This is a genomic window from Neobacillus sp. KR4-4, from assembly GCF_042136325.1.
In the GTDB taxonomy this organism is placed as follows: Bacteria; Bacillota; Bacilli; order Bacillales; family Cytobacillaceae; genus Neobacillus.
In genome coordinates this window covers 83,194-107,922 of the sequence record NZ_JBHHJU010000019.1, presented here as the reverse complement: position 1 = coordinate 107,922, position 24,729 = coordinate 83,194, and the positions used below count along the sequence as shown (strand labels likewise).

The 24,729-nt window shown below is 39.7% G+C and carries 19 protein-coding genes, 1 tRNA gene and 1 rRNA gene; 9 read left to right on the top strand and 12 right to left on the bottom strand.

Translation table 11 applies throughout. The annotated features are described in order from the left end of the window. Positions 1-89, bottom strand: a 16S ribosomal RNA gene (locus tag ACE198_RS18470); the annotation flags it as partial. A gap of 461 nt (positions 90-550) precedes the next feature. Between ACE198_RS18470 and ACE198_RS18465 the strand changes: the two genes are divergently transcribed. The 4 genes from ACE198_RS18465 (at position 551) to ACE198_RS18450 (ending at position 3,582) form a co-directional block, all read left to right on the top strand. Then, entirely contained in the window at positions 551-1,246 is a 696-nt protein-coding gene (locus ACE198_RS18465; protein WP_375376608.1) for an MgtC/SapB family protein, read from the top strand. 77 nt (positions 1,247-1,323) lie between these two features. Then, a tRNA-Ala gene (locus tag ACE198_RS18460) sits at positions 1,324-1,396 on the top strand. Positions 1,397-1,717: 321 nt separating this feature from the next. After that, positions 1,718-2,044: a DUF485 domain-containing protein gene (locus ACE198_RS18455; RefSeq protein WP_375376607.1), complete on the top strand. Its 327-nt coding sequence runs from the start codon at positions 1,718-1,720 to the stop codon at positions 2,042-2,044. Then, positions 2,044-3,582: a solute symporter family protein gene (locus ACE198_RS18450; protein ID WP_375376606.1), complete on the top strand. Its 1,539-nt coding sequence runs from the start codon at positions 2,044-2,046 to the stop codon at positions 3,580-3,582. Before ACE198_RS18455 ends, ACE198_RS18450 begins: the two co-directional genes overlap by 1 nt. Before the next feature lie 71 nt (positions 3,583-3,653). Here ACE198_RS18450 and ACE198_RS18445 read toward each other — a convergent pair whose 3' ends face one another. Continuing rightward, complete coding sequence (locus tag ACE198_RS18445; protein ID WP_375376605.1) at positions 3,654-4,994, bottom strand: DEAD/DEAH box helicase; 1,341 nt, start codon at positions 4,992-4,994, stop codon at positions 3,654-3,656. Positions 4,995-5,198: 204 nt separating this feature from the next. Between ACE198_RS18445 and ACE198_RS18440 the strand changes: the two genes are divergently transcribed. Together ACE198_RS18440 and ACE198_RS18435 are read left to right on the top strand one after the other, a co-directional pair. Next, complete coding sequence (locus ACE198_RS18440; protein ID WP_375376604.1) at positions 5,199-5,774, top strand: RBBP9/YdeN family alpha/beta hydrolase; 576 nt, start codon at positions 5,199-5,201, stop codon at positions 5,772-5,774. 139 nt (positions 5,775-5,913) lie between these two features. Next, positions 5,914-6,831 carry a selenium metabolism-associated LysR family transcriptional regulator gene (locus ACE198_RS18435; RefSeq protein WP_375376603.1) on the top strand — a complete coding sequence of 306 codons (918 nt, stop codon included), beginning with the start codon at positions 5,914-5,916 and terminating at the stop codon, positions 6,829-6,831. Positions 6,832-6,863: 32 nt separating this feature from the next. On the opposite strand, the gene ACE198_RS18430 is transcribed toward ACE198_RS18435, so the two are convergent. Further along, positions 6,864-7,613, bottom strand: coding sequence for an SDR family oxidoreductase (locus ACE198_RS18430; RefSeq protein ID WP_375376602.1), 750 nt, complete (start codon positions 7,611-7,613; stop codon positions 6,864-6,866). Between the two features lie 147 nt (positions 7,614-7,760). Here ACE198_RS18430 and ACE198_RS18425 point away from each other — a divergent pair, with 147 nt between their 5' ends. Both ACE198_RS18425 and ACE198_RS18420 read left to right on the top strand, forming a co-directional pair. After that, complete coding sequence (locus tag ACE198_RS18425) at positions 7,761-7,904, top strand: hypothetical protein (RefSeq protein WP_180230054.1); 144 nt, start codon at positions 7,761-7,763, stop codon at positions 7,902-7,904. 88 nt (positions 7,905-7,992) lie between these two features. Further along, entirely contained in the window at positions 7,993-10,521 is a 2,529-nt protein-coding gene (locus tag ACE198_RS18420; RefSeq protein WP_375376601.1) for an EAL domain-containing protein, read from the top strand. 11 nt (positions 10,522-10,532) lie between these two features. On the opposite strand, the gene thrB is transcribed toward ACE198_RS18420, so the two are convergent. Both thrB and ACE198_RS18410 read right to left on the bottom strand, forming a co-directional pair. Beyond that, a complete protein-coding gene (thrB, locus tag ACE198_RS18415) occupies positions 10,533-11,450 on the bottom strand; it encodes a homoserine kinase (RefSeq protein ID WP_375376600.1) in 918 nt (305 codons plus the stop codon). A gap of 57 nt (positions 11,451-11,507) precedes the next feature. Further along, positions 11,508-12,803, bottom strand: a complete 1,296-nt coding sequence (locus ACE198_RS18410) for a homoserine dehydrogenase (protein WP_098572906.1) — start codon at positions 12,801-12,803, stop codon at positions 11,508-11,510. 434 nt (positions 12,804-13,237) lie between these two features. Between ACE198_RS18410 and serA the strand changes: the two genes are divergently transcribed. Next, entirely contained in the window at positions 13,238-14,881 is a 1,644-nt protein-coding gene (gene serA, locus ACE198_RS18405; protein ID WP_375376599.1) for a phosphoglycerate dehydrogenase, read from the top strand. Between the two features lie 46 nt (positions 14,882-14,927). On the opposite strand, the gene ACE198_RS18400 is transcribed toward serA, so the two are convergent. From ACE198_RS18400 to ACE198_RS18370, 7 genes are all read right to left on the bottom strand, one after another. Further along, positions 14,928-16,052, bottom strand: a complete 1,125-nt coding sequence (locus tag ACE198_RS18400; protein ID WP_375376598.1) for an HAD family hydrolase — start codon at positions 16,050-16,052, stop codon at positions 14,928-14,930. Positions 16,053-16,206: 154 nt separating this feature from the next. Then, the gene (locus ACE198_RS18395; protein WP_375376597.1) at positions 16,207-17,415 is read right to left on the bottom strand and encodes an acyl-CoA dehydrogenase family protein; all 1,209 of its coding nucleotides are present in this window, start codon (positions 17,413-17,415) and stop codon (positions 16,207-16,209) included. A gap of 14 nt (positions 17,416-17,429) precedes the next feature. Continuing rightward, positions 17,430-18,614 carry a CaiB/BaiF CoA transferase family protein gene (locus ACE198_RS18390; protein WP_375376596.1) on the bottom strand — a complete coding sequence of 395 codons (1,185 nt, stop codon included), beginning with the start codon at positions 18,612-18,614 and terminating at the stop codon, positions 17,430-17,432. Positions 18,615-18,816: 202 nt separating this feature from the next. Continuing rightward, positions 18,817-20,238, bottom strand: a complete 1,422-nt coding sequence (locus tag ACE198_RS18385) for an NAD-dependent succinate-semialdehyde dehydrogenase (protein ID WP_375376612.1) — start codon at positions 20,236-20,238, stop codon at positions 18,817-18,819. 38 nt (positions 20,239-20,276) lie between these two features. Further along, the gene (gabT, locus tag ACE198_RS18380) at positions 20,277-21,647 is read right to left on the bottom strand and encodes a 4-aminobutyrate--2-oxoglutarate transaminase (protein WP_375376595.1); all 1,371 of its coding nucleotides are present in this window, start codon (positions 21,645-21,647) and stop codon (positions 20,277-20,279) included. Positions 21,648-21,675: 28 nt separating this feature from the next. Next, on the bottom strand, positions 21,676-23,049 hold the full coding sequence (locus ACE198_RS18375) for a putrescine aminotransferase (RefSeq protein ID WP_375376594.1): 1,374 nt from the start codon (positions 23,047-23,049) through the stop codon (positions 21,676-21,678). Positions 23,050-23,073: 24 nt separating this feature from the next. Next, positions 23,074-24,546 carry an aldehyde dehydrogenase family protein gene (locus tag ACE198_RS18370; protein WP_375376611.1) on the bottom strand — a complete coding sequence of 491 codons (1,473 nt, stop codon included), beginning with the start codon at positions 24,544-24,546 and terminating at the stop codon, positions 23,074-23,076. Positions 24,547-24,729: the final 183 nt, after the last annotated feature.

Sequence of the window (24,729 nt, the reverse complement as noted above, 5' to 3'; positions counted from 1 at the left end):
CCGCTAGACTCCGAAGAGTCTCGCTCGACTTGCATGTATTAGGCACGCCGCCAGCGTTCGTCCTGAGCCAGGATCAAACTCTCCAAGAAAGTTGATTAGCTCATTTGTTACGTTGGCTTAGTTTCATTGCTGAAACTAAAATTTATTGTTTGTTTGCACGATTTTGTTTGTTTAGTTTTCAAAGAACAATTTCTAATAAGCGAACAAATCACTTGAATTTCAATCGACCGCTCGAAAGCGACTTCACTAATTTATCACATCTTACATAGTGGTGTCAACAACTTTTTAATTTCTTTTTTCACTTGTTGACCCGCTCGATGAGGACGAGATTTAATATAACATGATAAATAAATGTTTGCAATATAATTTTTGATTTTTTTTCGAAACTGCTTTCTAACTAAGTAAGGCAAACAACATTTATATGCTTCTTCCATTAGATACTCGTTTATGTGTAGAATTAAGGAAAGGTATTCTATATTTATTTTGTAATCAGTATTTTTTCAAGAATCAAAATTTCAGTCAACGACTGTATAAATGGACGTGATTTAAAATGAGTAGTGTCGATATGCAAATTTTAATTAAACTTGGTGTTTCTGCAGTGTTTGGTCTTATTATTGGTCTTGAACGTGAATTAAAAAGGAAACCGGTAGGCCTCAAAACAAGCCTAGTTATTTCTGTTGTAAGTTGTCTGTTAACGATTGTATCCATTGAATCAGCGTACATGTTTCCTGATTCAGATGATGTCAAAATAACTATGGATCCGCTTCGCTTAGCAGCACAAATAGTTTCAGGGATCGGTTTCTTAGGTGCAGGTGTAATCTTAAGACGTGGAAATGATAGTATATCTGGTTTAACAACGGCAGCAATGATCTGGGGTGCAGCAGGAATTGGAATTGCAGTCGGAGCTGGTTTTTTCATAGAAGCATTTGCTGGGGTAGCATTACTTATACTTAGTGTTGAATTTGTTCCATTTTTAATGAAAATCATTGGGCCGAAACAATTAAGGGAAAAAGAAATTATGCTGCAACTATTTATTAGGGATCAAGGTCAAATTGAAAAAGCTATTTCCTTCCTAATCGAAAAAAATTATATCGTTCGCAGGCTCAAGATTAAGGATTTAGATAATGGCGACCATCTCGTTCAAATATTAGTTGCCGTTGACTATCGTGAAAAAACAACTGATGTGTATGCCTCTGTTTCTAATTTAGAAGGTATTCAAAAAGTAGAAATTGAAAGTATAAGTTAAAAAAATTTATCCTTACTTAAATTTTCTCTTGCAAGATTATAATAATACAGATATAATTTTTCTTGTACCAAATATCTGGGGGATTAGCTCAGCTGGGAGAGCGCTTGCATGGCATGCAAGAGGTCAGGGGTTCGAGCCCCCTATTCTCCATTATTCGAAAACCTTTGCGCTGCAGAGGTTTTCTTTTTTTTCAACGGCCCATCTAATATAACCCCATCACCACAGTAAAAATACCCACTAGTGGGTATTTTTACCTTTTTTTTAATTTCCTATTGCATATTACCTTATCACTATAATAAAATCATAAATGTAATTTAAAAATTTAGAAAAATCTGTATTTAAGGAGGGAGAATTCTCTAATTAAGTTATTCAACATGCTTCAATCTATCGTTTCCTCAGACACCGACAATCAGCATTGTCTTTATTTACCTCAATTTGAACAATAGGTTTTATTTGAGAGGAGGACCTTCCATGGAGGCCAAAAAAACTAAGACTTTTTCTGAAAGCGATTACACCTCAATTGTCCAGTCTTCATCATTTCAAACATTACTCTCCGAAAAGAAAAAGTTCATCATCCCTGTCACCATATTCTTTTTTTGTTTTTACTTTGCTTTACCTGTACTAACTTCTTATTCTACTGTGTTAAATCACAAGTTTATCGGCAGTATTACTTGGGCATGGGTTTTTGCTTTCTTACAATTTGTCATGACTTGGGCTTTATGTATGATTTATTCGAAAAAAGCAGCAAGATTCGACGAATTGGCGAATGAAGTCATTCAGGAAAAGGGGGCTAACTAATGAATACTGCTGCTTTTACAATGTTTCTTTGTATCGTTTTTGTAACATTGGTAATTACATACTACGCTTCAAAACGAACAAAGAATGCTAGTGAGTTCTATACAGCTGGCGGTGGTTTAACTGGCTGGCAAAATGGACTTGCCATTGCTGGGGACTATATGTCTGCTGCTTCATTCCTTGGAATTGCAGGTGCAGTTGCCTTAACAGGCTTTGATGGTTTCTTTTATAGTATTGGTTTTCTCGTAGCCTATCTTGTTGTACTTTATTTAGTTGCTGAACCACTAAGAAACCTAGGAAAGTATACATTTGCTGATATGATTGCTGCTCGTTTTGATGCTAAAAAGGTCCGTGGCTTCGCTGCCATGAACACGGTTACGATTTCTATTTTTTATATGATTGCACAGCTTGTTGGTGCAGGTGCACTTATTAAATTATTATTAGGCTTAGAATATACCACATCGGTATTAATCGTTGGAGTCCTTATGACCGTATACGTTATTTTTGGAGGTATGCATGCAACAAGTTGGGTACAAATTATAAAAGCTGTTCTATTAATGGGTGGTACCTTAGTTATTTCAATTATTGTTTTTGCCAAATTTAACTGGAGTATTACCGATATGTTTGCGCAAATGAAAACTGCCACGCCATTAAAGGAAACCTTCTTAAATCCAGGTGTAAAATACAAAATTGGCCTTGATACTATATCGCTAAATATGGGATTGGTTCTTGGAACAGCTGGTCTTCCACATATTCTTGTTCGTTTCTTTACGGTAAAGGATGCCAAAACTGCTCGTTCTTCGGTAGTTTATGCCACATGGATCATTGGGATTTTTTACGTTATGACCATTTTCCTTGGCTTCGGCGCCGCAGCCTTTGTTGGTAACAGTGCAATTGTATCTGCCAATCCCGCAGGAAATATGGCAGCCCCACTTTTAGCACAAGCAATTGGCGGGAATATGCTATTTGCTTTCATTTCAGCCGTTGCTTTTGCGACAATATTAGCTGTTGTGGCTGGCTTAGTATTGACAGCCGCCTCTGCATTTGCTCATGATTTCTATAACGTCATCCTGAAAAAAGGAAAAGCAACAGAGAAGCAGCAAGTTGGTATGGCACGCTGGGCAGCGGTTGGCGTTTCAGTTATTTCTATTATTCTAGCTCTAGGGGCACAAACCCTAAATGTTGCCTTCCTAGTGTCACTCGCGTTCGCAGTCGCAGCCAGCGCCAATCTTCCGGTGATTCTCTATACTATTTACTGGAAACGCTTCAATACAACTGGTGCCATTTGGGCGATGGTAGTTGGCCTTATTTCAGCCATCGGTTTGGTGATTGTCAGCCCGAATGTGTTCAGCCCTGAAGTTGGAAAAGCCATTTTTGTTGGCGAACCATGGTTCCCATATACAACTCCTGGAATTGTTTCGATTCCACTAGGATTTATCGCGGGTTACCTTGGAACGATATTCTCGAGTCAAAAAGCAGATGTGAAAAGATATGAAGAAGTTTTGGTTAAGTCTAATACTGGCATTAACATTGGCGGATAATAAAAAATGAAATGGGACTGAATTGCGTCAGTCCCATTTTCATTATCCTTATTGAACTTTTCCTAAGAAATTTACTTTTGTCCTTTTCTTCCAGCGCCACTTTTTGAACGGTTACTTCCAGGCTTACTAGTATGGGACCTTCTTTCAAATCCCCCACTTCGATCTGATCTATTCTCTCTTCTTCCTGATTCGTTTCGATTTCGTGGTGTACTTGGTTTTGCTTTTCTAATTCCATGTTTCACTTTTTGAGTACTATGCTCTTTATTATCGTTTATTTTGCGCTCATTGCCCTCTTTGGTATTTCCCATATTTTGTTTTGGAATCGTGATATTTAGCTCAGCTTCAATTGTTTCAAGCATAGGTCGATCTATCGAAGTATAAAAGGTAATGGCCAGACCAGTCATCCCAGCTCTTCCTGTTCTGCCAATGCGATGGACATAGCTTTCCGTATCTTGAGGGATATCATAATTAAACACATGGGTGACCCCCTCAACATCAAGTCCTCTTGCCGCCACATCTGTCGCAACGAGCAATTGTACCTCTGCATCCCTAAACCGTTTCATCACCCGCTCTCTCTTTGCTTGAGACAAATCCCCATGTAATTCATCGCAAGAAAATCCATTTGCCTTCAGGACATCAAACAGTTTACTTACACGGCGTTTGGTCCGGCAGAAAATAACCGCTAAAAACGGACGATACGTTTCTACTAGTTGAATAAGCGTGCCTTGTTTCCCACGATCAGTCGTATGAATCGCAATTTGTTTCACCGTTTCAGCAGGTCCTTGGGTTTTTTCAATTTGAATGTATTCTGGATCTCTCATATGCTTTTTTGCTAATTTACGAATTTCAGCCGGCATGGTTGCTGAAAAAAGCATCGTTTGCCTGCCTACTGGTGTTTCTCTTATAATATCTTCCACTTCATTGAGGAACCCAATATGGAGCATTTGGTCTGCTTCATCTAAAACAAGGTAATCTATTTCTGATAAACGAATGGTTTCCCTTCTAATATGATCCAAGAGTCGCCCGGGTGTTCCTACGACTATCTGCATTCCCCTCTTTAACTTTTTTAATTGTTTATCAACATCCTGGCCTCCATATACGGCTAGAACATCGATACCTGTTAGATTGGAAATTAGTTTTTCAATTTCCTCTGTTATTTGCAGGGCTAATTCTCTCGTTGGCGTTACGATCAATGCCTGGACATGCTCCGCTTCACGTTTAATTTTTTCTAATATTGGCAGGATGAATGCAAACGTTTTTCCCGTTCCTGTTTGCGCCTGTGCTATGATATCGATACCATTGATCACAAATGGAATGGCTTGTTGTTGAATCGGTGTTGGTTTAGCAATACCGTGACCACGTAATGTTTCCACGAGTGGTTCTGAAATACCTAATGATAAAAAATCTGACAAAAATACCCCTACTTTCTATTTATCCAATCAATTTATTTTGATTGTTTATCAATACAATTGCAAATATACTTTTCAGTTGTTTATCCAAAAAATTAATAAATTATGAGACATTGATTGCCTTTTTCGTTTAAAACAACTATAATCTCAATAAAACCAACTTATTTCATCGGAATAGTAAAAATTAAAAAATTAGGTGGGGATTAAATGAACCAACAAAGTTTTGTAATCATTCATGGATTAGGCGGTAGTGGAACTGATCATTGGCAAACTTGGCTGGCAAATGAATTAACTAGAAAGAATTATCATGTACAATATCCAACTTTTACAAACTTCGACTCGCCTAATAAGAGCGTTTGGCTGGAGGAATTGACTACTAATCTGCAGATGGTCCCAGAGGAAAATAATTTAACAGTCATTACACACAGTCTAGGCTGCTTATTATGGCTTCATTATGCTTCTACTCAAAATAAACCAATTGCCAACCGGGTGATTTTAGTCGCACCGCCTTCTCCAAACCACATTCTCACTGAAGCAAAATCATTCTACCCTGTACCTTTGGATAGAAACAACCTAAAGAATGCAGCTGAAAATACATTATTTATCCATTCAACTAATGATCCATATTGCAGCTGGGCAGATGTAAAAAGCTATTCAAATCTTAGCTTTCCTTCCATCACCATCCCTAATGCAGGTCACATAAATACACAGTCAGGACACGGAAAATGGCCATGGATATTAGATTTATGCCTGGCGGAGGAAAAGCATTCTCTAATTGTATAAGGTAAAAGAAGGAGTGATGATATCTGCACTCCTTCTTTTTATTTGATTGCTAAAATTACTTCATACACAGGAGATGATATAATGATTTCAATATTTTATCTATTTTACCAATGTGAATTATCGATTTATATATTAGGGGATGATTAAGATAGATTTACATCAGTTGTATGTTTTTACAAAGGTGGTCGAACACAAAAGCTTTTCTAAAGCAGCAGATGAAATATTTTTAAGCCAATCAACGGTTAGTTCTCATATTCAGGCATTAGAGAAAATGCTTAATATAAAGCTTTTTGATCGAGTGGGAAGAGAGAGTATTCTTACGCCGAAGGGGGAACGTTTGTATCAATGGGCCCTTAAACTCTTATTAATTAAAGACCAAGCATTGCTCGATTTAAAAGAGGGAATGACAGATCTGAAGGGGAAGATTCGGATTGCCGCCAGCTCTGTCCCAGGGCAATTTATGATTCCAGGCATGGTTAAACAATTTAGGGAACAATATCCTGAAGTAATATTCCATATCAACCAATCCTCATCAAAAATTGTTGCTGAAAAAGTGTTAAACGGCTCTGTGGATATCGGTATATTAGGTGAAAAATATGATAATGAAAAACTTCGCTTTATCCCACTTTTAAAAGAAAGATTAGTCCTAATTACATCGAACCAAAACGAAATGGTTGGTCCAGTAAATATTCGCGATATTTTAAACTATCCGTTTGTGATGCGTAATTCAAGCTCAGGAACAAATGCCCTTTTGGAACGGGTTCTTAAAAAAAATAACATTCACAAGGAGCAATTAAATATCATTGCCTATACGGAAAGCGGACAAAGCTTGATGCAGTTTGTCATCCAAGACATTGGTATTTCGATAATTTCCGAAATCGCGGCAAAAGTATATTCTTCCAACAACATGCTTAAGATGCATGCAATAAATGAATTTGACGAAGAAAGATACTTTTATTTAGTCTATAACATTAATAAAACACAATCCCTATTATCAAAATTATTTATTGATAGTGCCGTGCATTTAGTCGACGGCAATTTGCACAAACTGGGCTGAGACTGTTCGGTCTGGAGCCCAGTTTGTTTGTTCTATTCCTCGTAAATCATTTTTTTCGTCATTCCCCCATCCACCACTAAATTTATCCCTGTGACAAAATTATTTTCACGATGGGTTAGATACAAACATGCTCGAGCAATATCACTTGGTTCACCAACACGTTTTGAGAAATGCTGTTCATGGTCGAGTTTTGTTAATTGTGATTTATCACCATTATGTATCCACCCAGGCGATATAGCATTGACGGTAATTCGATATTCACTTAAAGACGCAGCCAAAGCATGGGTAATCGCAACAATTCCTCCTTTTGAAGCAGCGTAAGCTTCCGAGTTAGGCTCTGACATAATGGCCCGTGTTGAGGCAATATTGACAATTGATCCTCCAGATTCATTCTCCCGCATATATTTAGCCACTTCTCGAGAACAGAGGAAGGCACTTCTTAGGTTTGTATGAATCACATCATCCCATTCTTCAATTGTTAATTCTAGGGGAGACTTAAATACCCCTTTGCCTGTATTATTAATTAAAACATCAATTTTTCCATACTTTTGTTTTGTTACTTCTACAAGCCGAATTATGTCTTTCTCTCTTCTAACATCTGTCTTTACAAATAGAACGTCCCCTCCGCAACTTCGCATCTCTTCCGTCGTTAAATTCCCTATTTCTTCGTCAGCATCTGCCAGGATGACTTTAGCACCAGCGGTGGCATATGCACTAGCAATACCTTTTCCAATCCCATTGGCAGCACCTGTTACAATGACCACTTTATTTATAAAATCCATTAGTCTCCCACCTTTTCTTCTTTTATTTGTATTTAAACATATTATACGTGCCAAACTAAGTTAAAACATGCGTGGAGATTTTTTCTATGCAAAAAGAATTATTGATGAAAAAACTATTGTAATAAAACAAATTAGAGGGGGATTCCAATGCCTGAAAAGTGTTTTTATTGTACCAATGATGTTGATGAAAGACAGATGCACCATGTATCCTTTATCTCTTCAAACAAAGAAAGAGATGAAACATTGTGTGATGAATGTTATCAAGAATGGCTCGAAGGTCTCAAAGGTTAAAGGTCTTTGGAATGGATTCTTATCAAAACAGTTATGACTCATCCTGTAATATCCTATGGGTCACAGCTTAACCTGAGGTGTTGTGTCATTGTCAATCAAAAAAAAGATGCCACTGATTTTTTGCTTGCTAGTATTTTTAATTTTAGTAACGAATAATACGATTCATTTTCTTCGTTCAAAAAATCAGCTGCTTTCAAATAACGAAAGAGAAATTGATATGATCACTAAAGAAGTGTCGTTCCAAGTTGAAAATATTAGAGAGGGCTCATTGTATGTTGAAGATATTCTTGGCAAAGACTTACGAACGGCTTCGTTGGCGATTAAGCACGCACTGCCGCCAAACTATAAGGATATTACAAATGAACAGTTAAAAAAACTGGCCCAAGAAGTAAGAGTGTCACATATAACCCTGCTAGCAAAAACAGAAAATGATATTATTGGAGTAAAATCCTCTGACCCAAAAGAAATTAATATGTCCACAAAGGGTTGGGGATATTGGTATGATGCCTTCCAGCAGCTATTTAATCTAACTCCTGTTTCTGTTGGAAAAGGTTTAATCCTTCCCCATTTTTGGTCTGGTCCGATAGAGGTTGCTTCCTCCAATCCAGATCATACCGATAAATGGGGCTATTTTTTTGATGGGACGACGAACTATATTATTAATCCATACTTTCGTGACAATGCAGTATTAGATTATGAAAGACGATTTGGTCCAGGAAAGGTAATTAAAGGTTTTACAAAAGAACGCGGGGTTTTAGAAATCACTGTTTTCAATCCCAAAAACTTTGGTAAAAAGAAAGAAATTGTCCATTTAAACGGGAATAGTTATATTCGGATATCCGCCCAACAAGTATGGTATGGCTCATATAAGTACCGTAACGAAAAAGTTGATGCCTCCTATATTAAACGGGCGATAAATTCAAAACGAGTACTATCCTACAAGGATGATATACAGGGCAGAAATTTGATGAAAACCTTCGTTCCTGTTTATTCCACACCAGAACCATTTGTCATAGGACTTGCTTATGATTACGGACTCATTAGGAAAGAACTCACACATGAACTAATGGTCCATGTTCTGCTCTCCTTTATCGTTATGATGATTGTCTTTATTATCAGTTTGATTTTCTCCCGCTCCATTACTCAGCCAATTGGGTATATTGTTGAACAGGTTAATGATATTGCACAGGGTAACTTTGGAAATATAATGCATCTAAACAGAAAAGATGAATTAGGTTTGCTCACAGAAAATGTGAATGCCTTATCGAAAGACCTGCAGAATTACGTAAATGATTTAAACAAGAGTAAAGAGCTCATTGAATATCAGGCATATCACGACCCATTAACTGGTTTGCTTAACCGGAGATATTTGCAAGAAAAGTTACAATCATTTTTCCAACAGGCAAATCAAACTAGTGAAACCGTATCAGTTTTATTCATCGATATGGACCGTTTTAAACATGTGAATGACTCTTTTGGACATAACAAAGGGGATGAGATACTGAAAATCATTGCTGAACGGATTAACGCAAGTTTATCCAGTAATAATGCGATTATTACCCGGCAAGGCGGCGATGAATTTATTATTTTGTTATTAAGTCATAGTCTTAAGGAAACAAAGTCCGCAGCAGTAAAAATCGTCAATAATCTAAAAAAGGGATATCTTTTAGATGGAAACGAGATTTATCTCAGTGCCAGCTGCGGTATTAGTTTGTTCCCGGAACATACGGACAATATGGACACACTGATCGTTTATGCAGACCTTGCGATGTACTCAGCTAAAAAGCTGGGGGGAAACAAAGCCATCGTTTATTCGGAAAAATTAATTCAATCGAATATCGAAAGACCAAAACTAGAAGCACGGTTACGGAGGGCAATCGAAAGTGGAAGTGTGGAAGTTTACTATCAACCGAAGGTTAATGTTGAATTAGGGGTAATTTTTGGAGCGGAAGCCCTCATAAGATGGAAAGATGAAGAATTAGGTTACGTCTCTCCTGATTTGTTTATACCGATTGCTGAAGATACTGGATTAATCCATCCCTTATGGGAATATGTCATGAAGGAGGCGTGTCAACAGGTTAGTAAGTGGAACGAAACACGTTCGCTCCCCCTGTCTGTTTCAGTCAATTTTTCAGCTCGGCAATTTCAAGAACCTTGCAATATGGTAAATCAGGTCAAGGAAATTCTAGCTGCAAGTCAATTAGAGCCAAGCAATTTTGAAATAGAAATTACGGAAAGTATTCTTTTAAATAATTCCTCTGAAATTGTCGAATCATTAAAAAGCCTTCAGAAAATGGGGATTAGGATTTCCATTGATGATTTTGGAACAGGTTATTCTTCCTTGAACTATTTAAAGAATTTACCGATTAATATCTTAAAAATTGATAAATCATTCATACAAGATATCCATGAAGATTACGCTAATTCAGAGATACCTGAAGCGATTATTAATCTTGCACGCAGTCTCCATCTTCATGTAATCGCTGAAGGGGTAGAAAAAGAGTATCAAAAAGAATTCCTATTATCGAAAGATTGCATATATATGCAGGGTTACTTATTCAGTAAGCCTTTAAATAAGCAAGAATTTGAGCATTTTCTTCAAAAAAATTCAAAATAAAAGTGGAGAGATTATTTCACAAATCTCTCCACTGAGCTAACACTGCTTCCACTAAAATCAATCGTCAGGATTTTTGTAGACATCCTTGAAAACTCACTTTTCAAGCCACGTTCGACAACCTTCCCTTTCCCTTTCTCTGTAAAACATAGAACAGTTGGTCCTGCACCACTTAACGCCACACCGAACGCACCAAGTTCTTTAGCCATTTCTTCTATTTCCTGATAAGCGCGAATAAGTGGTTTACGGTATGGATGATGAAAAAGGTCTTGGCTCATCATTTTCCCTGCTAATCCCCAGTTTTGAGTTAAGAGAGCTGCAACCAACAGATTAGCCGTAGAAGAGGCTTGGATTGCACATTCACGAGATAATTCTGCAGGGAGTACCCCGCGGGAATCCTTCGTTAAGAGAATTTCATCTGGAATGACAGCAACCATCTCAAAAGAAATGTTAGAGATGCTGAGCATGTCTACTTCGTTATCCTGATAAGAGCCAATGAATAATCCGCCGAACAGGGATGCACCCACGTTGTCAGGATGTCCTTCCACTTCTGTCGCGATAAGCAATTTTTCTTGCTGAGTTAAACCGATATTTCCTACTGAATCAGCAAGTTCAATCCCTGCAATTATGGCTGCGGCACTTGAACCCAAACCACGAGCCAAAGGAATATCACTGGCCACTTGGATTTGACATGGCTGTAAATTGACTCCGTATTTACTAGCAGTTTTAATGGCAATTTGCAGGATAAAATTGGTCTCATCTGTTGGGAAGTCCTTCAATTCATCACTAACTGATTGAATGTTCCACTTGTCACTTTTCTCGACTTCTAACGTTAAATACAAATCGACTGCAAGGCCCATTGAATCGAAACCTGGACCTAGATTAGCTGTACTAGCTGGTACTTTAATAATAAAACGATCATTTAGGGTCACCCATGGACAACTCCTCGACTATGTTGTGTGACTGCTTTTATGCTAATTCTGTCCCTCTTATAACGTTTTTCTCACCACTCGATAAGCACTTTTAATTTCCTTAACCGCATGGAGGTCATTCAATTCTACTAATATTTTATCATAATTGGATAATGATGCTTTGTGAGTGACAAGCACAATTTCTGATGTTTCATTTTTCTTAACAGGAAGCTGTAAGATTTTTTCAAAACTAACGCCATATTTTGCAAAAATGGTGGTGATGTCAGCGAAAACACCCACTTCATCTTGCACATGGATTCTTAAAAAGTATTTAGAGTATTTTTCATCATTATCTTTCAATTGCTTTGGATATTGTGGAGTCACCGCACTTCTTCCATTTACCCCTAGCCTCAGGTTTTTTATTACCGCAACTAAGTCTGAAACGATGGCCGTTGCTGTTGGCAAACTTCCGGCACCAGGGCCATAAAACATAGTCTCACCTACCGCCTCACCATAGACATAAACGGCATTATACTCATTTTGAACAGATGCCAGCGGATGATTATTGGAAAGGAAAGTTGGTGCGACACTAACCTCAACCTTCTCCCCTTCACGATGAGCATAACCTATTAGTTTCATGGTATATCCCAATTGTTTCCCATAGCTCAAATCTTCATCGGTAACTTTGGAAATCCCTGAAACTTGGACATCTTCTAAATCAATATGCATAGAAAAGCCCAATGTAGCTAGGATCGTCATTTTACGAGCAGCGTCTAGTCCTTCTACATCTGAGGTCGGATCAGCTTCAGCAAAACCAAGCTCTTGTGCCTCTTTAAGGACCTCTTCATAGGTACGGCCTTCTTCACTCATTTTAGTTAGTATATAATTGGTTGTTCCATTTACAATTCCCATAAGTTGTTTAATTCGGTCAGAGGCAAGTCCATCAACTAATCCTCTTAGAATTGGAATTCCCCCTGCCACACTTGCTTCATAAAACAAATCACAGCCGTATTCAGAAGCAACTGTTAACAGTTCAGAGCCGTGTAAAGCCATTAAATCCTTATTAGCAGTGACAACATGCTTGCCTTGTCTTAGTGCAGTAATTAAATAATCTTTGGTATCCTGAAGCCCGCCCATTACCTCGATCACAACATCTATTTCATCATCAAAAAGGATTTCATCTGCATTTGAGGTTAATAGCTTAGTATCTACTTCTACGGGTCTGTTTTTATGTATATCCTTAACAAGGACCTTTTTAATAACAACCGGGCACCCCACTTGGTGGATCAATTTATCTTGATTTTTTTTGATAATTTTCACTACACCACAACCAACAGTACCTAAACCTAATAACCCAATCGTGATTGCCTTCATGTGTTTTCCCCCCCTACAAATGTCCTTGTGTGGCGCACATTTGTTTTTGTATTGTAGACATTATATTATTCTCTGAATTTTTTTACAATAGATTTGTTTCTAGCTTTCCATTGTGTAAACGCTTACTGCCGCGTCATAAAAGGATAACATTTTTTGAACAAAATTTTTCGTCATAAATTTTATTAATTTTTTCTTCTTTCCCTTTACAATCCTTAAGGTTTGGTTGTAGAATAATCCCTATATTTAGTTTATTTTTGAATATTCAATCAATTATATTATTCTATACATGACAAGTGATGAGGAAGACGACATTAAGAATATGGTCCAGCATACGAGGGTGGTACCACACGTCGATACACGTCCCTCATAACAAGACAAATCCGTCTGTTATGAGGGGCGTTTTTTAATTAAAGAATTAAAGGAGGATTACGAGCATGTATAAGGTACTTGTAACCGATGGAATTAGCAGCACAGGATTAAAAAGCTTAATTGAACACCCTAATTTTACCGTAGAACGACAGCCAACACTACCGACAGAGGGGTTAAAAAATATCATTGGAGAATACGATGCTCTGATTGTCCGGAGTCAAACAAAAGTAAGTGAAGAACTGCTCAAAGCAGCGGGCCGTCTCCGTGTAATTGCTAGAGCAGGTGTTGGTGTCGATAATATTGATGTGAATGCGGCAACGAAAAAAGGGATTATTGTCATCAATGCCCCCGGTGCCAATACCATTGCAGCAACGGAGCATACCTTAGCAATGATGCTATCCTTGGCACGAAAAATTCCTCAAGCCCACCAAAAGACAGTATCGGGACAATGGGACCGTAACTCTTTTAAGGGTGTGGAATTGTACAAAAAAACTCTTGGCGTTATCGGCATGGGCAAAATTGGAACAGAAGTGGCGAAACGGGCAAAAAGCTTCGGGATGAACATTTTAGGATTTGATCCTTACCTGTCCGAAGAGCGAGCAAAAAAGCTGGGAATTGCGAAAGCGAGCCTCGATGAAATTGCACAAGAATCAGATTTTATTACCATTCATACACCTCTTACTAATAACACAAGAGGCCTGATTAATGATGCCTATTTACGGAAAACAAAAAAAGGTGTCCGGTTTGTCAATTGTGCCCGTGGTGGTGTGATCGACGAAAAGGCACTGGTTAGAGCCATTCAGTCCGGCCATGTTGCAGGTGCAGCTCTTGACGTGTTTGAAAAAGAGCCTGCTTCCGACCCAGAATTATTGCAGAATCCAAATATTATTGTAACACCACATCTTGGAGCTTCTACCGTTGAAGCACAGGAAAAAGTGGCCCAAGAGGTAAGTGCGGAAATCATTGAGATTTTTGAATCTCAATCGATTCAAAACGCTGTGAATATGCCGCAAATGTCAGGCGAAACCCAAACGAAACTGCAGCCGTACCTCCTTCTGGGGGACCAAATGGGGCAACTTGTCATTCAATTATTAAATAAACAGGCTCCTGCTAAAATAGAAATCAATTATTATGGCGATTTAATTGATGAAGATACAGAATTGTTGACACGTACCATGTTAAAGGGTGTCTTGTCCTATCATTTAAGCGATTCTGTTAATCTAATTAATGCTTTGCACTTACTAAAAGAGCAAGGAGTTTCGTATAATGTCGTTAAAAATGCAACAAATAAAGGATTTGCTAATTATATGGAACTAAGTGTCTCCAATGATCATGAAACAGCCAAAATTGGGGCAACCGTCTTAAACGGGTATGGAGCGAGAATTCTAAAAATCAACCAATACCGAATTGACGTTAAACCAGAAAAATTCCTATTATATATCAAACATCGAGATGTTCCGGGAATGATTGGCCAGGTTGGTTCACTCTTAGGAGACCATCAAATCAATATTGGGACGATGCAGGTGGGGCGTACAGAAGTAGGCGGTGAGGCAATCATGGTATTAACTGTGGACAAAACATTAAATGCCAACGTCATTCATATCTTAAAATTAATTGATGGACTCGAAGAAGCACAAGTACTGGAGTTATCGAATGTGGATACATTTGAACCTGGGCGAGTGGAGTTAGAGAAGATAGAAAATATATAGATAAGAATTGAGGGATTGCAACGGAGCAATCCCTTTTCTATATTTATCATAATATCCTTTTCAAATCGAGGACCGTATCAAGAATGTAGTCTGCTTTATGTTTTTCAAAGTCACCCCTGGCATCTTTTCCTGATAGGCCGGTTAGAACGGCTGCAAACTGACAGCCAAGTTTTCTTGCCGCTAATAGATCGGCCAAGGAGTCCCCTACGACTAAAACGGTCTCAGCATTTTCAAGCGGTAGTCTTGTATTTAAACACGCTTGAATAGGTGTCTCCTTCCCAAGGAGTCCCATGATATATGTAAATGGATGGGGCTTCGATAGCGACATTCGTTCTGGAAGCTCTAATTCCGCCTTTAGCACATCATCAGCGGTTACGATTCGATTTACATCAAATTGCTTCAACCAATCTAAATGTTGAAACGGCTGAATAGTTTCCAATTCTGGTCTGCCTGTACCGATACCAATCATGTATCCTGATGAATTCAGGAATTGGAATAACTCGTCAATTTCTTGTCTAGGGGCTAATGTTGTTTCATTGGCCAAGAAGCCCTTTTTCCCATGTTGAACGGATGGCCTTCCAGTCGAAGCGAGGACATGTTCATCCCCCACATACCACTCTTGGGAAACATGCTCACAAACGGACCAAAGTTCACCCTTGTTAAAAATAGAAGTTGCAACCCCCATTTTCTCTGAGGCTAGTTCGTTCAAATAACTAAACAACTCCTGCTTCGTTGCCTCTGAGCGTGCAAACTCCTGCTCAAACAAACTGAAATCTAGTTTCACATGGTAGTTACTTAACACCTTTCCCATCTCAACCAGGGTTTCACGATCAATTGGTGCCTGACACCAGTTTTTAATTTTCTCCAATTCAGTATCTTTAATTTGCGAGAGCAGGTGGATCAGCTGGTGGCTGAATGATAGGTAGATCATGTCCCAGTTGGCGTTTAGGCCGCGTGATTTCATAAACTTTAGAACTTTATCGTTTTCAAATACTAATTCTCTTATTTCCTGAACTTCCTCATCATTATAGTCTGTTTTAAACTGCATCGGTTCGAGCCCCAAGTAATTAGGGCTGATCAGCATTTCCCAAACAGTTAAAGCAGAAGCATCAAAATAATGTTCTTCGCTTAATAGTACCCCATCAACATCAAATAAAATGGTTTTAATCAAAAAGTCTCACCCTCATTTCATCTTTGCTTTATTACGTTATCGTAACACAGTAGGACAACTTATTTGAAGTAAATTATTTAATAATACAATAATAGTAAAAGAACAAGCAGTGTACCAGTTTTCCAACTGTACGGCTTGTTCTTTTTAAATAAATTTACCCTTTTATTAAACTTTCTTCAAACGGCCAGGCTGGAAGCATCTTCCTTAGTGGTTTATCCTCACGATAGCCTAGGGCATATTCTCCCTGCATGATGGTATGGATTTCTCTTGTTCCTTCATAAATTACAGGTGCTTTGGCATTTCGTAAATAACGCTCCACTGGGAATTCATTGGAGAAGCCGTACGCCCCGTGAATTTGGACCGCATCGTTTGCAGCCTCAAAGGCGGCGTCACAGGAAACCCATTTGGCTAAAGACGTTGCTTGGGTATTCCGTTTGCCCTTATTTTTTAGCCAGCCAGCCTTAAAGACTAGCAAACGTGAAATCTCTAGATTAGCGGACATTTTTGCAATCATTTGCTGAACGAGCTGATGTTTGCCAATTTCTTTGCCAAAGGTCTTCCGCTCCTCACAATATTTGACGCTAGCTTCCAGCGAAGACATAATGGTACCACATGCACCTGCAGCTACTGTAAAGCGGCCATTGTCGAGGGCGGACATGGCAATCTTAAAGCCTTCTCCCTCATAGCCCAACAAATTCTCTGCTGGAACCCTGACATGATCTAAGAATATCTCCCCCGTATTTCCTGCCCGAATTCCCAATTTCCCTTTTATGGCTTTAGTAGAAAGCCCGGCAAATGACCGTTCTACAATAAAACAAGAGATCCCATGATGACCAGCTTTCGTGTCTGTTTTTGCAAAAATTAAAAAGTGGTCAGCCACATCACATAGAGAGATCCAAGTTTTTGATCCATTTAAAATATAGTAATCTCCATCTTTGACGGCTGTCGTTTCCATGGCCGCCACATCGGAGCCAGCATTCGGTTCTGTTAATCCAAAGGCACCTATTTTATTTCCGGCTGCCTGTGGAAGAAGGTACTTTCGTTTCTGCTCCTCAGTCCCCCACTGTAATAATGTCATACTGTTCAAACCAGTATGTACTGATACCGCGGTCCGGAAGGCCGTGTCGCCTCGTTCTAGTTCCTCACAAACAATGGCGAGGGTATTATAGTCCATGCCCACTCCGCCATATTCCTCAGGAATACATACACCCATTAACTGTAATTCTGCTAATCTTTTTAAAATATTAATTTCAAAATGACCTTTTTCATCCCACTCCTTGATATAGGGCAGAATTTCTCGGTCTACAAATGATCGAACCACCTTTCTAACGCTTTTTTGCTCTTCAGATAAAGAAAAATTCATAATAAGTACCTCCCCTAGATAATATGATCTTGTTTCATTTTTACGATTTCATACTTGGAATAACCCAGTTTAAACAGGATTTCATCTGTATGCTCACTGTGCAATGGCGGATGCCTATCGATTTTTACTGGGGATTTTGAAAACTTTAATGGTGAACCGACAAGTTTTAAGTTAGAAATCGTTGGATGCTTTATCTTCACAACCATTTCCCTTGCGATCGCTTGTTCAGAATCCAAAGCCTCCATCACATTGTTAATCGGTCCATTCGGGATCCCAGCTTCATCAAGTAACACTTTCCACTCTGCCCTTGATTTCGTTTTTAATTTTCCCGTGATGATTTTTTCCAGTTCATCCTTTTTTTGCAGGCGCCCGGAGTTTTTTTTATATTGGTCACTTAAAAGGACTTCATCTTCCAGCAGGATGGCTAGTTTTTGATATTGCCGGTCATTTCCAACAGCAAGGATAAATTCGCCATCTTTTGCGGCAAACACTTGATATGGAACTATATTGGGGTGCGCATTTCCGAGTCTCTCAGGGATGATCCCAGAGCATAAAAAATTACTGGCAACATTCACTAACGCAGCCAACTGTGAATCAAATAATGAAATATCTATCTCTTGCCCCTCTCCAGTCCTATTGCGGTGCTGGATGGCGCCTAAAATACCGATACAGGTGAAAAGACCGGTGAGTACATCTGCTATGGCAACACCGACCTTTGCAGGCTGCCCATCCTTTTCACCTGTAATGCTCATCAAACCTGACATGGCTTGAATAATATAGTCATAACCTGGAAGATGGGAATAAGGGCCAGTAGTGCCAAAACCACTGATTGAGGCTAAAATAATTCCTTCATTCACCTTTTTCATTTCCTCATATCCGAACCCTAATCTGTCGAGGGTTCCCGGCTTAAAATTTTGGACAACCACATCAGCATCGCTCACAAGCTTTTTTAAGATTTCAAGGCCCTGAGGGGTTTTTAAGTTTAAAGTAATCCCCTGTTTATTACGATTAGCACACAAATAATAGGCGCTCTCTCCTTCTAAAAAGGGCGGTCCCCACCCCCGTGTTTCATCCCCAATTTCGATACTTTCAATTTTGATTACTTCTGCGCCCATATCGCCTAAGATCATCGTGCAATAAGGACCGGCTAGCACACGTGATAAATCGATAATTTTTAATCGGTGGAGCGGCCCAGGCATTTTTTTCTACCTCCTTTCTTTTAAATTGGTAGAGTGATTCTATTAAAAAAACTATTAATTTTCATAATAGAGAAATAAATATAAAATCAGCAAAAGCCTCCCTAAGTCCAAAAAAAAGCCAGCGCTAACAATCAATATTCAGAAATACTTTGATTGTGCCACTGGCTTTTAGTCTGTCCGTATCTGGATGAAAAAAGGTCTACTAAATATCCAAACCTATCGATATATATTTTACTTCTAAAAACTCTTCAATGCCGTAGTGTCCACCTTCGCGTCCCAGACCACTCTCCTTAAAACCACCGAATGGGGCTTGAACGACTGAAGGCAGGGCATCATTTAGGCCAATAATACCGTACTCTAGTTGTTCCGTTATCCTAAAGGAACGGCTTAAATTCTCTGTATATACATAGGCAGCCAATCCGTAACAAGAATTGTTAGCCCGTTCAATAACTTCTTCTTCGGTACTAAAAGTGGAAATCGGAGCGAGCGGGCCAAATATTTCATCTTTCATACATTCCATCTCATCATTAATATTGGTCAAAATTGTGGGTGCATAGAAATATCCGTTATTTTCACCTGGGGTAAGCCCGCTATAAATGACCTTTCCACCTTTCTCAACTGCGTCCTTAACCAGCCCATCTACTTTTTTATAAGCGGCATGGTCAATTAATGGACCAATATCCGTTCCCGCTTCCAGTCCGTTGCCGACTTTAAGCTTTTCTAATTCTGCTTGAAAAAGCTTAGTAAATTCATCTGCAATCCCTTCCTGTACATAAACACGATTTGTACAAATGCAGGTTTGACCAGCATTTCGAAATTTTGATTGTAAAAGTCCTTCAGCGGCCTTCGCTAAATTTGCATCATCCATTACAATAAATGGGGCATTCCCACCAAGCTCGAGGGAAACCTTTTTGACAGTATCAGCGGCCCCACGCATTAACGTCTTTCCAACCTCGGTTGACCCTGTAAAGGTAATCTTTGTTACGCGTGGATCCTTCAGCCACGCTTCGCCAATTTCTGACGACCTTCCAGTAATCACGTTCAGCACCCCTGCAGGAATGCCTGCTTCTTGGGCTAGCTCCGCCATTTTTAATGCTGTAAGAGGCGTTTGGTTTGCAGGCTTCACAACAGCCGTACAACCTGCTGCTAATGCAGGTGCTACTTTTCTCGTAATCATGGCCGCCGGGAAGTTCCACGGTGTAATCGCTGCGATTACGCCAACCGGTTCTTTTCTAACTAGTATTCTTTTATTTGGATGTGCGGCTGGAATCGTCTCACCATATACTCGTTTCCCCTCTTCGGCATACCAGGAGATAAAACCATTTGCATACTGAACCTCACCCAGTGCTTCTTTAAGTGGTTTACCTTGTTCAATGGTCATGATCCTTGCAATTTCATGTTTGTTTTCCTCAATTAAGTAAAACCATTTCATCAAGAGTTGATAGCGCTCATCCGCTGTTTTTTTCGACCAGAGTTTAAATGCTTTATAGGCAGCATCCACTGCTTGTTCTGCTTCATAAGCACCACCTGTTGGAACAGCACCAATTACTTCTTTTGTAGCTGGATTATTTATTTCTGTTAAAACCTCATAATCATTGCCAACCCATTCCCCATTAATATACATGGGATAGATTTGATAATTTTTATTTACAATATCCATTTTTATTCCCCTCCAACCGATAAGGCAGGATCATTTGTATACACTGCTTCTATCGCCTCTTCCATAATTTGCAAACCTTCTTCGAGTTGATCATCAGTGATGGTAATTGGCATGAGAAGGCGAATCACATTGCTATAAATCCCAGCACTTAGTAACATCAGGCCGCGTTCTCCAGCAGCTTTTACAATTTTCCCCGTCGCCTCTTTATCTGGTGTTTTGGATTGTCGGTCCTTCACTATTTCCATCGCACACATCGCACCAAGACCGCGGACATCACCAATCCCCTCGAAACGCTCTGCAAGAAGGTTCATCTTTTCAAGTACACGATCACCTATTTGTCTTGCCCGGTCATTTAGCTGTTCATTTTCAATAATATCTAATACTGTCAGTGCTGCCCTGCAACCGAGCGGGCTCCCAGCATAGGTTCCACCGATTTCCCCAACTTCGGCAGTATTCATAATTTCCGCACGGCCAATCACGCCGCTAATAGGAACGCCAGCACCCATTGATTTCGAAATCGTAATTAAATCAGGTACCACCCCAAAATGGTCAATTGCAAAGTACTTTCCTGTCCGAGCGAACCCAGTTTGTATTTCATCGGCTATAAACAAGATACCATACTGTGTGCAGATTTCTCTGACCCGTTTAACAAAAGCGGTGTCAGGCACTATAAATCCGCCTTCTCCCTGCACAGGTTCCATCACAACGGCAGCAATCGTTTCAGGTGCAACTTCTGCCAGTAAAAATTGTTCAAATTGGTCGATCATCATAGCACTATATTGCTGTTCATCCATTCCTTCAGGGCGGTGGTACGCATATGGGTATGGTGCCTTGTATACTTCTGGAGCGAATGGTCCAAAGCCGAACTTATAAGGCTTCACTTTACTTGTCATCGTCATGGTCATTAACGTCCGGCCATGGAACCCCCTTGTGAACGAGACAATTCCTTGGCGCTTTGTGTATTTCCTGGCAATCTTTACCGCGTTCTCAACCGCTTCGGCACCACTGTTAAAAAAGGCAGCCTGCTTGTCAAAGTCACCCGGTGCAAGCTGACAAAGCCGCTCGGCTAAAGCGATATACGATTCATACATCATTACATTAAAGCCAGTGTGGATAAATTGGCTTGCTTGTTCCTGAAGGGCTCTAACTACTCTAGGATGAGAGTGACCGACGTTTATCGTTCCAATAGCACCAGCAAAATCAATATAACAATTACCGTCCACATCTTCTACCAGAGCTCCTTGTGCCTTTTTAACAAAGGAATGGCAGTTATTGCTGATTCCTTTTGGGACATATTTATTTCTTCGCTCCAAAATTTCCTTCGATTTAGGACCGGGTATTTCTGTTTGGAGCTTGACGTATTTCTTTTCCACTACTGTGCTCCCCCTTTTAAAAAAATTATTAAGCATCTAATTGTTCTAAGACGGTTTTGAAGGTGCTAACTACTTTATTAACCTCTTTATAGCTTATGGTCAATGCCGGTTCAATACGAATGGTTTTTGAATTAATTAATGTCCCAGCTACAAGGATTCCTCTATCAAACATTCCTTTTGAGACCTCGTATCCAATTTCATCTTGATGGAATTCGATGCCAATCATTAAGCCTTGACCACGAATCTCCTGTATCTTATCTTCATGGCCTTTTGCTGCCTTCTTCAGTTCTTCAAGGAAATAGGCCCCCACTTCCGCTGCTCTCTCTGGTAACTTATCTTCAATTAATACTCCAATTGTGGCAATCGCTGCGGCACATGCTAACGGATTGCCGCCAAAGGTGGTTGTATGCATAAATGGATTATCAAACCAGCTCTTAAATACTTTTTCACTAGCTACAACAGCCCCAGCTGGCATCACGCCGCCGCCAAATGCTTTTGCTAGACAGATAATATCTGGAACTACTTCATACAGTTCTGCGGCGAACATTTTCCCCGTTCGGCCCATTCCTGTTTGTACTTCATCAAATATAAGCAAGGATCCGTACTGATCACATAGTTCACGAACTTGCTTTAAGTAGTTTTCCGGTGGAAGAATAATTCCGCCTTCACCTTGAATCGGCTCTAAAAGAACAGCAGCGACATCTTCACCAACCGAGGCACAGACCTCAAAGGTTTTTCTCATCATATCAATATCTCCAAAAGGCACATGACGGAAGCCCGGGATTAATGGTAAGAAGGGTTTACGGAACATCCCTTTCGCGGTACCTGACAACGAGCCTAAACTTTTCCCATGGAACGCACGAGTCGTAGAGATAAACGTTGTCCGCTCGCTGTACATTTTGGCAAGTTTCAGGGATGCTTCAACGCTTTCTGTTCCGCTGTTTGTAAAGAAAGCATATTTTAAATCCCCTGGGGTAATATCTGCTAAAATTTTTGCTAGCATTGCACGAAGTGGATCTAGCAAATCCTGACTATGGAGCGCTTGACGTTTTAATTGGTCAGTTACTGCCTTAACCACCTTCGGATTACGATGACCTACATTATAGATGCCGAATCCGCCAAGGCAATCGATATATTCTTTGCCATTGACATCCTTAAAGCAGGATCCATTATCAGACCACTCCACTGCTGCAAATTGGCCGCCTTCCGTAACTGTTTTCCGGTATTCTAAGAATCCTGGATTTACGTGTTCACGGAAACCATCAACGGTTTCTTTGGTAATCCAAGCCGCTTCCTCACTATTAATTTCCTCTTTTTCTATTAAGTTTAAAACCTTATTAATATATTCACTAACCTTTTGATTTTGCTCACATTTTAATTCATTTTTTAAATCGATACTCATAATCTTATTCCTCCTATTAAATGATTAATTAGAAAACCAGCCAATTGGTTCAACCTGTAAATTAATATTTATCTGTTTTATTTCTTGAAACTCTTCAAGTCCAAACGTTCCAAGGCTGCGGCCAATTCCGCTTTGCTTATAACCGCCCCACGGTGCCTCGTTATAGGTAGGATGATAGGAATTTACCCAAGTAATCCCTGCACGCAGCTTTTTAATGACCCTTAGTGCCTTTGCACCATTATTAGAAAATACACCACCGGCTAACCCATAAACGGTACCATTGGCAAGTTTAATAGCTTCTGCTTCGTCCTTGAACTTCTGAATGACTACAACGGGACCGAAGATTTCCTCTTGAACAATTCTCATCTCTTGGGTGACATCGACAAATACCGTCGGTTCAATAAAATAACCTTTTTCTAACCCATTAGCGACAACCCGCTTTCCACCGCAAGCAACTATGGCACCTTCTTCCTTGCCGATTTCAATGTAGGAAAGGATTTTTTCTAAGTGCTCCTGACTGACAAGCGGACCCATTTCCGTTGCAGGATCATCACCAGGTCCTACTTGAATTTGTTTTGCCCTTTCAACAAAACGCTGGACAAATTGATCATAGATGCTTTCTTCAACAAGGATCCTGGAACCAGCGGAACATACTTGACCAGAACCTGCGTAGATTCCAAATAACGCATAATCCACTGCCGTTTCAAAGTCAGCATCAGCAAAAATAATATTCGGTGATTTACCGCCTAGCTCTAACGAAACTTTCTTCATCGTATCAGCTGCTGTTTTCATAATATGCTTGCCCGTTTTCGTACCACCTGTAAATGAGATCATATCGACCTCAGTGTGGGAGGCGATTTCATTTCCAACCACCGCACCAGCTCCCATTACCAGATTAGCAACCCCTTTTGGCAAACCAACTTCTTCAAATATCTCGAAGAGTTTTTTCGGTGTAACTGGTGTCACTTCCGATGGTTTAAAGACAATTGTATTTCCTGCGGCTAAGGCTGGGGCAATCTTCCACACACTCATTAACAGTGGATAGTTCCACGGAACAATCAATCCGCATACCCCTACCGGTTCACGGACAACCATAGCCTGTATTGGATCGGCGACATGATAGGTCTGCCCATCAGGCTTTGTAATCAATCCTGCATAATAGCGAAAACAGGCGGCTGCATCACCGACATCAAAACCCGCCTCTCTTAATGGCTTCCCATTATCCATCGTTTCCAGGTGTGTCAATTCATCGGCATATTCATCAATTTTGTCAGCAATTTTTAATAAATAGGAGGATCGTTCCTGTGCAGAAATCCCAGACCATACACCTTCTTCGAAAGCCCTGCGTGCTGCATAAATAGCTGCACGGGCGTCAGCTCTTGTTCCTTCAGGCGCATATGATATAACCTCACCACTTGCGGGATTAAATACTGGGCGTGTTTCTTGATTTTCGGCATCTTTCCATTCACCATCAATAAACATCTTCAGGTTTACCACTCGTTTTTTTACCTCGACCATTTAAATTCCTCCTTTATTCACCCTCATTAACTATAGTTGCAAGAAGCGTGCCAACCTTTAAAACCTGCCAAAATAAATATCTCTCAAGAAATTTGATTGATTACTATTCAAATCTGCATAACCCTATGATTGATTGAATAGGGGGAACATATTAAATCAAAA

Coding starts and splice junctions, on each gene's coding strand:
- ACE198_RS18450 (WP_375376606.1), top strand. CDS start 2,044: ATGAATACTGCTGCTTTTACAATGTTTCTTTGTATCGTTTTTGTAACA.
- ACE198_RS18455 (WP_375376607.1), top strand. CDS start 1,718: ATGGAGGCCAAAAAAACTAAGACTTTTTCTGAAAGCGATTACACCTCA.
- ACE198_RS18425 (WP_180230054.1), top strand. CDS start 7,761: ATGCCTGAAAAGTGTTTTTATTGTACCAATGATGTTGATGAAAGACAG.
- ACE198_RS18385 (WP_375376612.1), bottom strand. CDS start 20,238: ATGTATATTAATGGGGAATGGGTTGGCAATGATTATGAGGTTTTAACA.
- ACE198_RS18395 (WP_375376597.1), bottom strand. CDS start 17,415: ATGAATTTTTCTTTATCTGAAGAGCAAAAAAGCGTTAGAAAGGTGGTT.
- serA (WP_375376599.1), top strand. CDS start 13,238: ATGTATAAGGTACTTGTAACCGATGGAATTAGCAGCACAGGATTAAAA.
- ACE198_RS18410 (WP_098572906.1), bottom strand. CDS start 12,803: ATGAAGGCAATCACGATTGGGTTATTAGGTTTAGGTACTGTTGGTTGT.
- ACE198_RS18465 (WP_375376608.1), top strand. CDS start 551: ATGAGTAGTGTCGATATGCAAATTTTAATTAAACTTGGTGTTTCTGCA.
- ACE198_RS18440 (WP_375376604.1), top strand. CDS start 5,199: ATGAACCAACAAAGTTTTGTAATCATTCATGGATTAGGCGGTAGTGGA.
- ACE198_RS18375 (WP_375376594.1), bottom strand. CDS start 23,049: ATGAGTATCGATTTAAAAAATGAATTAAAATGTGAGCAAAATCAAAAG.
- ACE198_RS18430 (WP_375376602.1), bottom strand. CDS start 7,613: ATGGATTTTATAAATAAAGTGGTCATTGTAACAGGTGCTGCCAATGGG.
- ACE198_RS18435 (WP_375376603.1), top strand. CDS start 5,914: ATGATTAAGATAGATTTACATCAGTTGTATGTTTTTACAAAGGTGGTC.
- ACE198_RS18390 (WP_375376596.1), bottom strand. CDS start 18,614: ATGCCTGGGCCGCTCCACCGATTAAAAATTATCGATTTATCACGTGTG.